The 11,133-nt window shown below is 59.0% G+C and carries 11 protein-coding genes; 8 read left to right on the forward strand and 3 right to left on the reverse strand.

All coding sequences use genetic code 11. From position 1 onward, the window contains the following. Positions 1 to 67 precede the first annotated feature (67 nt). Positions 68 to 1,804 (reverse strand): IlvD/Edd family dehydratase, encoded by a 1,737-nt coding sequence (locus tag U5A05_RS10610; RefSeq protein WP_261742038.1) that lies wholly within the window; start codon positions 1,802 to 1,804, stop codon positions 68 to 70. A gap of 189 nt (positions 1,805 to 1,993) precedes the next feature. On the opposite strand from U5A05_RS10610, the gene U5A05_RS10615 reads away from it, so the two are divergent. The 6 genes from U5A05_RS10615 (at position 1,994) to U5A05_RS10640 (ending at position 7,830) form a co-directional block, all read left to right on the forward strand. After that, positions 1,994 to 3,316, forward strand: a complete 1,323-nt coding sequence (locus U5A05_RS10615) for an MFS transporter (protein WP_261742039.1) — start codon at positions 1,994 to 1,996, stop codon at positions 3,314 to 3,316. An 11-nt stretch (positions 3,317 to 3,327) separates the two neighbouring features. Further along, a complete protein-coding gene (araD1, locus tag U5A05_RS10620; RefSeq protein WP_321836316.1) occupies positions 3,328 to 4,320 on the forward strand; it encodes an AraD1 family protein in 993 nt (330 codons plus the stop codon). 73 nt (positions 4,321 to 4,393) lie between these two features. Further along, complete coding sequence (locus tag U5A05_RS10625; RefSeq protein ID WP_425262907.1) at positions 4,394 to 5,917, forward strand: aldehyde dehydrogenase (NADP(+)); 1,524 nt, start codon at positions 4,394 to 4,396, stop codon at positions 5,915 to 5,917. A 135-nt stretch (positions 5,918 to 6,052) separates the two neighbouring features. Then, complete coding sequence (locus tag U5A05_RS10630) at positions 6,053 to 6,352, forward strand: DUF5629 family protein (protein ID WP_261742042.1); 300 nt, start codon at positions 6,053 to 6,055, stop codon at positions 6,350 to 6,352. After that, a complete protein-coding gene (locus tag U5A05_RS10635; RefSeq protein WP_321836318.1) occupies positions 6,342 to 7,514 on the forward strand; it encodes a lactonase family protein in 1,173 nt (390 codons plus the stop codon). The genes U5A05_RS10630 and U5A05_RS10635 overlap by 11 nt, the downstream gene beginning before the upstream one ends. Positions 7,515 to 7,656: 142 nt before the next feature. Further along, a complete protein-coding gene (locus U5A05_RS10640) occupies positions 7,657 to 7,830 on the forward strand; it encodes a hypothetical protein (protein ID WP_321836319.1) in 174 nt (57 codons plus the stop codon). 178 nt (positions 7,831 to 8,008) lie between these two features. On the opposite strand, the gene U5A05_RS10645 is transcribed toward U5A05_RS10640, so the two are convergent. Together U5A05_RS10645 and U5A05_RS10650 are read right to left on the reverse strand one after the other, a co-directional pair. Further along, positions 8,009 to 8,758 (reverse strand): anti-sigma factor family protein, encoded by a 750-nt coding sequence (locus tag U5A05_RS10645; RefSeq protein WP_321836320.1) that lies wholly within the window; start codon positions 8,756 to 8,758, stop codon positions 8,009 to 8,011. Next, the gene (locus tag U5A05_RS10650) at positions 8,755 to 9,261 is read right to left on the reverse strand and encodes an RNA polymerase sigma factor (protein WP_261742046.1); all 507 of its coding nucleotides are present in this window, start codon (positions 9,259 to 9,261) and stop codon (positions 8,755 to 8,757) included. The genes U5A05_RS10645 and U5A05_RS10650 overlap by 4 nt, the downstream gene beginning before the upstream one ends. 171 nt (positions 9,262 to 9,432) lie before the next feature. Between U5A05_RS10650 and U5A05_RS10655 the strand changes: the two genes are divergently transcribed. Together U5A05_RS10655 and U5A05_RS10660 are read left to right on the forward strand one after the other, a co-directional pair. After that, complete coding sequence (locus U5A05_RS10655; protein WP_321836321.1) at positions 9,433 to 10,515, forward strand: catalase family peroxidase; 1,083 nt, start codon at positions 9,433 to 9,435, stop codon at positions 10,513 to 10,515. Beyond that, positions 10,512 to 11,051, forward strand: coding sequence for a cytochrome b (locus U5A05_RS10660; RefSeq protein WP_321836322.1), 540 nt, complete (start codon positions 10,512 to 10,514; stop codon positions 11,049 to 11,051). Before U5A05_RS10655 ends, U5A05_RS10660 begins: the two co-directional genes overlap by 4 nt. Positions 11,052 to 11,133: the final 82 nt, after the last annotated feature.

The raw sequence follows: 11,133 nt of genomic DNA on the forward strand, positions 1-11,133 counted from the left end.
CGGCGACGAAGTCGTCGTGAAATCGGACGCTATGGTGTGTCAGTTGAATCCGGTACCGCGGCTGCGATCAATGGGAATGACGCGGTACTTCTGATCCCCGGCAACCTACCAGAAAGTCAAAGTCGCAGCCCTGGTCGGCCTGCATCACATGGTCGATATACAGTTGGCGATAACCGCCTATCAGCAATTTTTGCGGCGGTTCTATATCGGCCAGGCGCGCTGCCAGTTCTGCATCGCTGATATCCAGATGCAAGCGCCCGCTGGCGCAGTCCAGTTCAATCCAGTCACCTTCCTGTACGGCAGCCAACGGTCCGCCCGCAGCCGCTTCCGGCGCTACGTGCAACACCACGGTGCCGTACGCGGTGCCGCTCATCCGAGCGTCCGAAATACGTACCATATCGGTCACGCCCTGGGCCAGCAGTTTGGCCGGCAGGCCCATGTTGCCTACCTCAGCCATTCCCGGATAACCCTTGGGCCCACAGTTTTTCATCACCAGAATTGAATCCGCCGTGACCTCCAGCTCCGGGTCGTTGATCCGCGCTTTGTACATGTCGAAGTTTTCAAACACCACGGCTTGCCCGCGATGTTTCATCAGCGCCGGGGTCGCAGCCGAAGGCTTGAGTACCGCGCCCAATGGCGCCAGGTTGCCGCGCAATACGCAAATACCGCCGTCCGCCACCAAAGGGTTTTCAATGGCGCGGATCACTTCGTCGTCGCCATAAATCGGCGAGTTCTTGACGTTTTCCCATAGGCTTTTTCCGTTGACGGTCAAGGCGTCCGGATGCGGAATCAGGTTGTTTTCACCCAGGCGGCGCAATACCGCAGGCAAGCCGCCCGCGTAGTAGAACTCTTCCATTAGAAAACGTCCCGATGGCTGCAAGTCCACCAGGGTAGGGGTGCCACGGCCGATGCGGGTCCAGTCGTCCAGCTCCAGATCTACACCGATGCGCCCGGCGATGGCTTTCAGGTGAATCACCGCGTTGGTCGAACCACCGATGGCGGCGTTGACCCGGATCGCGTTTTCAAAAGCTTCCTTGGTCAGCACCTTGGATAGGCGCAGGTCTTCGCGCACCATCTCCACGGCCCGCATGCCGGACATGTGGGCCAGTACATAGCGACGCGAATCCACCGCCGGAATCGCCGCGTTATGCGGTAGCGAAGTACCCAGCGCTTCGGCCATGCAGGCCATGGTCGATGCCGTGCCCATGGTGTTGCAGGTGCCTGCGGAGCGCGACATGCCGGCTTCAGCCGAGAGGAATTCGTCGAGGCTGATATTCCCCGCTTTATAGGATTCGTGCATTTGCCAGACGATGGTCCCGGCGCCGATATCCTTGCCCTTGTGCTTGCCGTTGAGCATCGGCCCGCCGGTGACCACGATGGCGGGCACGTCACAGCTGGCCGCGCCCATCAGCAGGGCCGGGGTGGTTTTGTCGCAGCCGGTCAACAGCACCACGCCGTCAATCGGGTTGCCCCGGATCGCTTCTTCCACATCCATGCTTGCCAGGTTGCGGGTCAGCATGGCGGTAGGGCGCAGGTTGGATTCGCCGTTGGAGAACACCGGGAACTCCACTGGCCAGCCGCCAGCCTCGATCACGCCGCGTTTGACGTGTTCTGCGATGGTTCGAAAGTGTGCGTTGCACGGGGTCAGTTCCGACCAGGTATTGCAGATGCCGATGATTGGCTTGCCCTGAAACTGATGGTCGGGGATGCCCTGATTCTTCATCCAGCTGCGGTACATAAAGCCGTTTTTATCCGCGCTGCCAAACCATTGGGCCGAACGCAGTGGAGGGGTTTTATCAGACATGGCGGACATCTCTTATTGTATGACTAATTAGTTTTTATTGATGCAACATAACCCATATATAGTCGCTGGTGAAGAGTTGTTGGGTAAATAGTATTACTATATAGTCGCTGCAACTGAGAGCTGATCCTGGCGTTTCACGCCTGAGGCCACTCCAGAGGTGCCATAACAAAAACAATGGGAGACCGTCTCATGAGCCAGGAACTCGGGCTTATTCGTCGCATTACGCTAAAACTCATTCCGTTTCTGATCCTGCTCTATCTGATTGCCTATGTGGACCGCTCTGCGGTGGGCTTTGCCAAGCTGCATATGGGCGCAGACCTGGGCATTGGTGACGCGGCTTACGGCTTGGGCGCGGGGCTGTTCTTTATCGGTTACTTTCTGATGGAGATCCCCAGCAACCTGATGCTTGAGCGCTTCGGCGCCCGACGCTGGTTTGCCCGGATCATGATTACCTGGGGCGCCATCACCATCGGCATGGCGTTCGTACAGGGACCGCACAGCTTCTATGTGATGCGCTTTTTACTCGGTGTGGCCGAAGCGGGGTTCTTTCCAGGAGTTCTGTACTACATCACCCAATGGTTCCCGGTGCGCCATCGCGGCAAGATCCTGGGGCTGTTTATCCTCTCGCAACCTATCGCCATGATGATCACCGGGCCTGTGTCCGGCGGCCTGCTGGGCATGGACGGGGTGCTTGGCCTGCACGGCTGGCAGTGGTTGTTTATCGTGATCGGCCTGCCTGCCATCTTGCTGACCTGGCCGGTGCTGCGTTATCTGCCGGACGGCCCGCAACAGGTCAAGTGGATGAGCCAGGGCGAGAAAGACTGGCTGGTAGGTGAGCTGGAAAAAGACCTGCAAGCCTACGGCCAGACTCGTCACGGCAACCCGCTGCATGCCTTGAAAGACAAGCGCGTGCTGCTGCTGGCGCTGTTTTATCTGCCAGTCACCCTAAGCATTTACGGTCTGGGCCTGTGGCTGCCGACGCTGATCAAGCAGTTTGGCGGCAGCGATCTGACCACCGGGTTTGTGTCTTCGGTGCCGTACATCTTTGGCATCATCGGCCTGTTGATTATCCCGCGCAGTTCCGACCGTCTGAATGACCGCTACGGCCATTTGGCGGCCTTATATGTGGTGGGCGCGATCGGGCTGTTTTTAAGTGCCTGGCTGACGGTGCCAGTGCTGCAACTGGCAGCCTTGTGCCTGGTGGCATTCTCGTTGTTCTCCTGTACCGCAATTTTCTGGACCTTGCCGGGGCGCTTTTTTGCTGGTGCCAGCGCGGCGGCCGGGATTGCCTTGATCAACTCGGTGGGCAACCTGGGCGGTTATATCGGTCCGTTCGTGATCGGCGCGCTCAAGGAGTACACCGGCAACCTGGCTTCGGGCTTGTACTTTCTGTCGGCAGTGATGGTGTTCGGACTGTTTCTGACCTTCGTGGTGTATCGCGTGCTTGAGCGCAAGCATGTGCTCAAACCGAATGAATTCGCGGCCAGTGCTCGCTCGGCCACTCATCTTTAAGGAGACTCAATATGCGTTTGGTACAGTTTGAATTGAATAACGGTGAGCGCCGCGTGGGTCTGGTGGACGGCGTGCTGGTACGTGAAGTACAGGATGCAACCAGTGTGCGGGATCTGGCACTGGCGGCGATTGAAGCGGGCAAGAGCCTGGCCCAGCAAGTCGATTTACAGGGGTTGGGCACCACGCACGATTACCCGGCGCTGCTGGCCGAGTTGCGCATTCTGCCGCCACTGGATCACCCGGACCCGGCGCATATGCTGATCAGCGGCACCGGCCTGACCCATCTGGGTAGCGCTTCGGCGCGGGACAAAATGCATCAACAGGCGGGTGACGAAGCCACCCTGACCGACACCATGCGCATGTTCAAATGGGGCGTGGAGGGCGGCAAACCTGCAACCGGGCAAGCGGGCATGCAACCGGAATGGTTTTACAAGGGCGATGGCAGCATTGTCGTGCGCCCCGGTGCGGCATTCCCGTTGCCACCGTTTGCCGAGGATGCCGGTGAAGAACCGGAAATCGGTGGCCTGTATGTGATTGGTCATGATGGTAAGCCTTACCGTTTGGGCTTCGCCGTGGGTAATGAGTTCTCCGACCATGTGATGGAGCGCAAAAACTACCTGTACCTGGCCCATTCCAAACTGCGCAGTTGCTCATTCGGCCCGGAACTGCGGGTTGGCGAGTTGCCGCAGCATCTGGCTGGCAGCAGCCGCATCGTGCGCGATGGCAAGGTGCTGTGGGAGAGCGAGTTTCTCAGCGGCGAAGCCAACATGTGCCACAGCCTGGAAAACCTTGAATATCACCACTTCAAATACAGCCAGTTCTTGCGCCCGGGCGATGTGCATATCCACTTTTTTGGCACCGCTACCTTGTCGTTTGCCGACGGCGTTCGCACGCAGCCCGGTGACCATTTTGAAATCAGCCAGACCGAATTCGGCGCGCCATTAATCAACGGAATCGCCCCGGTTGGTGCGGTGTTTGAACCAGGCGCCATTGGCACTCTTTAAAGGAAACCTCGGCATGACTCAGATACTCGGTCACAACTATATCGGCGGCCAGCGCAGCGCCGAAGGCAGCATCATCGTCAAGAGTGTCGATGCGACTAGCGGTGAGAACCTGGCTGCGGATTTTTACCAGGCCACTCCCAGCGAAGTCGACCGCGCAGCCAAAGCTGCCGCCAGTGCGTACCCGACCTTTCGCGCCTTGAGCGCTGAGCGCCGCGGCGAATTTCTCGACGCCATCGCCGATGAACTGGATGCGTTGGGCGATGACTTTGTCGCCATTGTGTGCCGCGAAACAGGATTGCCTGCAGGTCGCATTCAGGGCGAGCGCGGACGTACCAGCGCACAGATGCGCCTGTTCGCCAAAGTGCTGCGCCGGGGCGATTTTTATGCGGCACGGATTGATCGGGCGTTGCCGGATCGCACGCCATTGCCACGCCCTGATTTGCGCCAGTACCGCATTGGTCTGGGGCCGGTGGCGGTATTTGGCGCGAGTAACTTTCCGTTGGCATTTTCAACGGCCGGTGGCGATACCGCCTCGGCACTGGCGGCCGGTTGCCCGGTGGTGTTCAAGGCCCATAGCGGGCATATGGCAACCGCTGAGCTGGTAGCTGATGCATTGCTTCGCGCTGCCGAGCGTACGGGCATGCCCGCTGGCGTGTTCAACATGATTTATGGCTCGGGGGTGGGCGAAGCTCTGGTCAAGCATCCGGCTATTCAGGCGGTGGGCTTCACCGGTTCGCTGCACGGTGGGCGTGCCCTGTGTGATATGGCCGCGGCGCGGCCACAGCCGATTCCGGTGTTTGCCGAGATGTCGAGCATCAACCCGGTGATTATCCTGCCCCAGGCGCTGGCCGTGCGCAGTGCCAACATTGCCCGTGAACTGGCCGCTTCGGTGGTGCAAGGCTGCGGGCAGTTCTGTACCAATCCGGGGTTGGTGGTCGGTATACGTTCGGCAGCTTTCAGCGCATTTATTCAACAACTGGCCGCGCAAATCAGCGAGCAACCGGCACAGACCATGCTCAACGCCGGGACTCTGCGCAGCTATGGCAAAGGTTTGAACGCATTGCTCAAGCATGAGCGCATTGCGCATGTGGCGGGTCAGGCGCAGCTGGGCAATCAGGCCCAACCGCAGCTGTTCAAGGCGGATGTAAGCCTGCTGCTGGAAGGGGATGAGGTGTTGCAGGAAGAGGTCTTCGGGCCGACGACGGTGGTGATTGAGGTGGCGGACCAAGCCCAGCTCAATGCCGCGCTCAACGGTTTGCGTGGTCAACTTACTGCCACCCTGATTGGTGAAGAGGCGGACTTCGCACAGTTCAGTGAGTTGACCGGGCTGCTGGAGCAGAAAGTCGGGCGCATTTTGCTGAATGGCTATCCGACGGGCGTCGAGGTTTGTGATTCGATGGTGCATGGCGGCCCGTATCCGGCCACCTCCGATGCCCGTGGCACCTCGGTGGGCACCTTGGCGATTGACCGTTTTCTGCGCCCGGTGTGCTTGCAGAACTACCCCGACAGCCTGCTGCCCGAGGTCTTGAAAAACGCCAACCCGCTAGGGATTCAGCGCTTGGTGGATGGCCAGTTTACTGACCGTGCGCTTGGCTGAAAAGGCCGGTATTGATCAGTCAATAAACTAAACGCAGGGCAGAGCGCACCCATAACCGTGCAATCACTTGTCACGGTTATGGGTTGCATTGCTTATTTGACCTATCATTACGCCTTTCCTACAGGTGATTGATGAATGAGCGATTCAAACCAGACCTTGCGCGCAGCCCTTGAAACCAGCGATATGCTGGTCATTGACGGGCTGCATGCCTGGGACTTTTCTCTGGATGATGTGCAATTGCTCATCAAGTGCATGGACGGTCGTGCCGAAAAACGCTGGAAGTTCACCCTTGAGCAGATCGACGCCAGCGTTTTTGACGACACCCTGCAAAGCTGGACACTCGTTGGCGATTCCGGTGAACACCGTCTGGTTTGCCTCAGCGCCCTGAGTGCAAATAATGATGACGATGAAGCCGAGGTTGCTGATGAAGTTTAAGAGTCTGCCAGTGCTGATGGCGCTGAGCGTGGGCGCGATGTCGGCTCAGGCCGCGTCGAGCCAGGAAGTCGAGTTGCTGGTTGGCTCCTATACTCAGGGCACCAGCGAGGGTATTTACCGACTGCAATTTGACAGCGAAAAAGGGCGCATCACGCCTGAGCCGCTGCAAGTGTTCAAAGCGGCCAACCCTTCCTGGCTGACCTTGTCCGATGATCAACGGCGTCTGTTTGTAGTCAATGAAAACGGTCAGGGCCAGGCCGATGTTGTCGGCCGTGCCAGCAGTCTGGCTATCGACCCCCAGACCAACGAGCTGATCCTGGTCAATCAGGTCAGCACCCTGGGTGAAGAGCCGACTCATTCCAGCTTGAGCCATGACCAGCGTTACCTGTTTGTCGCCAACTACGGCGTGCACGCCGACCCGGGTGGCAGCTTGGCGGTGTTGCCGATCAATGCACAGGGCCAACTGCAACCCGTGACGCAGATGAGCAGTCATCCGGCAAGCCGGGTCAACCCCGAGCGGCAGATGTCTGCCCATGTGCATTCGGTGGTGTCCTCGCCCGACGGCAAGTTTGTTTACGCCAGTGATCTGGGGGCAGACAAGATTTTTGTTTATCGCTATGACCCGGCCGCCAATCCCGAGCATCCGCTGGTAGCCGCAGACCCGGCGTTTATTGAATTGCCGGCAGGCAGCGGGCCGCGTCATCTGCTGTTTTCCAAAGACGGCAAGCGCGCCTACCTGACCACAGAAATGAGTGCGCAGGTGTTTGTGTTCGACTATGCCAATGGTCAACTCAAGCAGCGTCAGGCGCTGGACCTGGCCCACGGCATGCCCGCGCAAAATCGTGCGGCCGGTGCCGTGCATGCTTCGTCAGACGGCAAGTTTTTGTACGTCAGCAACCGTGGCAAGGCCAATGAGATCCTGGTGTTTGCGATTAACCCGGGCAATGGCCAGTTGACTGAGATCCAGCGCCGCTCGGTGGAAGGCGACCACCCGCGAGAGTTTGCCTTGAGCCCCAATGGCAAGTTCCTGTTGATCGCCAACCAGATGAGCAATGCCATTGTGGTGCTGGAGCGCGACGTCAAAACCGGCAAGCTGGGCAAGACCGTGCAAACCCTGGCAATGGATGCACCGTCTGACCTGAAGTTTATCAACCGCCCTTAATTCAAGGGCGTGCAGCCCTGTATCAATCGTACTGATAGACGCTAGTGCTGCAATGAATTTCTACGCGACAACCCTTGGCGTTAAGTTGGTTTCACGGCCTGAAAAGGCAAGCAAGCCAACTGAATCGTCGAGGGTTAGTGCCATGAACTTGAATCTTTTTTCCGTTATTGCGGCTTCCGCCATCTCCGCCACCGTGGCCCTGCCTGCCAGCGCTACGACCGTGGTCAGCGACAAAAAATCTTCGGCCTATACCCAAAAATATCTGCAACAAAGCGCCAACTTCTATGCTGCGCTGGATCACAAAGCCCACTCCTGAAAAATACGAAAGCCTCGTAGCAGCTGCCGAAGGAACGAGGCTGCGTTCGGCGGCGAAGCCGTCGTAAAACCTGAGCTTGCGGTATCCCAGTTAAACCGAGGGCTCAGGTTTTACGATCGCTTCGCCGCCGAACGCAGCCTCGTTCCTTCGGCAGCTGCTACGGGTTTTGTGTGTTTCTTTACAGCCCCACCGTATCCAGCAACTTTGCTGTCGGCGCGTCAGCCGGGCCGACCATCGCGTAGTTGTAGCCGGGGCCAGACCAGTATTGGGTCTGTAATTCCCCATCCCGTCGATTGCCCCTTGGCAGCAAACTGTTTTGTGGGCCAGGCGGGCGGATATAGAAGCTGATCTGCCGCCCTTGCTGATCTTCGTACAACACCATCGCGGCGCCGCCCTGGTCGGTGGTAAGCAGGCGACAACTGACGGGTTTAAAACCCGCGCCAGTCAGATCCGGCAAGCGTTCAGCGTGACTGAAATAGCGGTCAATCCAGCCCTGCATATCACTGCTTTGCTGGACCTTATAGTCGGCCGGCAGAAATCCCTGTTCAGCAAACATGCGATGGGCAGCGAGGGCGTCACTCATGGGCAGCACATTGCTGGCCTGGGTCAAAAGCCTGGCCTGCCAGCCACCCAAGCCACCAATGCCCACTGCAATCAGCAGCACCGCCGCACTGGCCCATTGGCGCCGGGCTTGGCGGTGCTGGCGCTGGCGAATGGCGACCGGGTCGAGGTTCGGGTTGGCAGGTTGCAGCAAGCTTTGATGCAGTGCGGTGCGCAAGGCTTGAGCGTCGCATTGCCAGGCCTGTACCTGCGCGGCGATGTGCGGGTTGGCCAGCAAGTAGTGCTCAACCTGCTGGCGTTCTGCATCGCTGAGCGCGTGGTCGACGTAAGCGTGCAGATCGCGCTCACTGGGTGGTGTGGTGATCATTTGAGTCTCCGCAGGGCCGGGCGGTTGATTTCGCCCTCACTGAGTTGGCGCAAGGCGTTGCGCGCCCTGGACAGGCGCGACATGACGGTGCCAATGGGTACGTCGAGTATTTCGGCGACTTCCTTGTAGCTCAAACCTTCGACCGATACCCACAGCAGCAAGGCGCGTTGCTCGGGGTTCAGCTGTTCGAAAGCTTCGAGGGTTGATTGGGCAAGCACGGTGCGTTCGGTTGACGGCTGGGTGTCATCACGGCCGGTAAAAAACTCGAGCATGCGCGCATAGCGTCGGGAACGCCGATGGTTGTCGACAAACTGGCGATACAGGATGGTGAACAGCCAGGCCCGCAAATCGCCCTCGGGGCGCTTGCCGGCAACACTGCCCAGCGCCCGTTCCAGGCAGGTTTGCACCAGGTCGTCGGCATTGCTGGCATGACGGGTCAACGACAATGCAAATCGTCGCAGGCGCGGGATGAGTTCGCGCAGTTGCTCATCAAATGAGGTCATGGAGGGGCCAATTGACTGGGTGGGTGCCATAAAGACGCCCGGGATCAGACGTTATTCCCCGTGGCTTGAAAAAAACAGTCAAAAAAATAAAACGTCGTCTGCGGGAATAAGCCTCGGCGGCCTGCGTCTCATAGGCTATCTACCTGACGGCCCGTGGCCCCGGAGTTATTTATGGTTGATCAATTGCCGCCTGCAAGGCCCGCCAAAACGCCGTTGAGTCCTACCAGTGTGATGCTGCGTCTGGCAGGCATTGGCGGCGTAGTGGCCGTTATCCTCGGCGGGTTTTATTACGTCAACGGCACTCTGGACTCGCAGCGCCTGCGGCCCAAAAGCTTTATCAATGCACTGGAGCACAACAACGGCGTACACCCCGGTTACAGGCGCAATCATGCCAAGGGCATGTGCGTAGTGGGTTATTTTCAGGGCAGCGGCGATGCCCATGCGTTGTCTACGGCCCAAGTGTTCGGTGCCGGGCGTACTCCGGTGGTGGGGCGTTTTGCCTTGCCCAGCGGCAACCCGTATGCCCCCGACAGTAGTGTGCCGATCCGCAGTTTTGCGCTGCGCTTCACCCAGGCCAATGGTCAGCAATGGCGAACGGGGATGAACAGCATGCCGGTGTTCCCGGTCGGTACGCCCGAGGCGTTCTATCAGATGCTGCAAGCCGGTGCGCCAGATCCGGCCACGGGCAAGCCCGTGCCCGGTGCGATGCCGGTTTTTTTTGCGGCGCATCCCGAAACAACGGCGTTTTTGCAGTGGGTCAAAACCGCGAAACCTTCGGCCAGCTATGCCACCGAAAGCTATAACGGGATCAATGCGTTCTATCTGGTCAACGCTGCCGGGCAGCGTCAGGCCGTGCGCTGGGGGGTGATCCCGCTAGGGCAGGACGCAGCAGGCGCTACGGCGCCAAACGATGCCGATTATCTCGAACAGGACCTGGCCAAGCGCCTGGCTGCCGGGCCCTTGAAATGGCAGCTCAACCTGACCCTGGCCGAGGCGGGCGACCCCACGGCGGATGCCAGCAAAACCTGGCCTGCAGGGCGCAAAGTGGTGAATGCAGGCACGCTGGTGCTGGAAAAAGCCGAAGCGCAGAACACCGGTGAGTGCCGCGATATCAACTACGATCCGCTGATTTTGCCCAGTGGCATCGAAGGTTCGGATGACCCCTTGCTGGCGGCACGTTCGGCGGCCTATGCCAGTTCCTATGTGCGACGTACCAGTGAAGTTGATCAACTGCCCCAGGAGTCCCGTCCATGAGCGCACCCACCTCGCATTTCGCCCCTTTGGCGCGCCTGCTGCACTGGCTGATGGCACTGATGATTATTGCCATGCTGTTTATTGGCGCGGGTATGGCGGCTTCGGTGTCCGAGCGCCATGAATGGCTGCTCAATCTGCACAAGCCGTTGGGCATCGCCATTTTGCTGTTGGTGGTGGTGCGTCTGTTTGTGCGCTTTGCCACCCGGCAACCGCCTTTGCCAGCTGACTTGCCCGCGGCTCAGGCGCTGGCGGCCAAGCTGTCTCATGTGTTGCTGTATGTCTTGATGTTTGTGTTGCCGCTGGTGGGGTGGGCGATGATATCGGCAGCGGGCGATCCGGTGATGTTGAGCAGTTCATTGCAGTTGCCGGCCATATTGCCGGCCAACCCGAGCACCTTTGCCGTCTTGCGCAAGGCACATACGTTCTTGGCGTATTTGCTGTTTTTTACCGTACTGGTGCACTTGGCGGCGGCGCTGTTCCATGGTTGGGTGCGTCGGGATGGAGTACTGGAGAGCATGCTCAAAGGCAAGGATTAAGCGTGAAGTCCTGTAGTCGCAGCCTCGTACCTCATCAGCGGCTACAGAGATACTTCAAGCGTGGGAGCGAGCCTGCTCGCGA

The organism is Pseudomonas kulmbachensis (assembly GCF_963681935.1).
Classification (GTDB): domain Bacteria; phylum Pseudomonadota; class Gammaproteobacteria; order Pseudomonadales; family Pseudomonadaceae; genus Aquipseudomonas; species Aquipseudomonas kulmbachensis.

Bases quoted from the DNA above. Each gene is read 5' to 3' on its own strand.
- U5A05_RS10655 (WP_321836321.1), top strand. From the start codon at position 9,433: ATGGTTGATCAATTGCCGCCTGCAAGGCCCGCCAAAACGCCGTTGAGT.
- U5A05_RS10645 (WP_321836320.1), bottom strand. From the start codon at position 8,758: ATGATCACCACACCACCCAGTGAGCGCGATCTGCACGCTTACGTCGAC.
- U5A05_RS10610 (WP_261742038.1), bottom strand. From the start codon at position 1,804: ATGTCTGATAAAACCCCTCCACTGCGTTCGGCCCAATGGTTTGGCAGC.
- U5A05_RS10630 (WP_261742042.1), top strand. From the start codon at position 6,053: ATGAGCGATTCAAACCAGACCTTGCGCGCAGCCCTTGAAACCAGCGAT.
- U5A05_RS10650 (WP_261742046.1), bottom strand. From the start codon at position 9,261: ATGACCTCATTTGATGAGCAACTGCGCGAACTCATCCCGCGCCTGCGA.
- U5A05_RS10640 (WP_321836319.1), top strand. From the start codon at position 7,657: ATGAACTTGAATCTTTTTTCCGTTATTGCGGCTTCCGCCATCTCCGCC.
- araD1 (WP_321836316.1), top strand. From the start codon at position 3,328: ATGCGTTTGGTACAGTTTGAATTGAATAACGGTGAGCGCCGCGTGGGT.
- U5A05_RS10635 (WP_321836318.1), top strand. From the start codon at position 6,342: ATGAAGTTTAAGAGTCTGCCAGTGCTGATGGCGCTGAGCGTGGGCGCG.
- U5A05_RS10660 (WP_321836322.1), top strand. From the start codon at position 10,512: ATGAGCGCACCCACCTCGCATTTCGCCCCTTTGGCGCGCCTGCTGCAC.
- U5A05_RS10615 (WP_261742039.1), top strand. From the start codon at position 1,994: ATGAGCCAGGAACTCGGGCTTATTCGTCGCATTACGCTAAAACTCATT.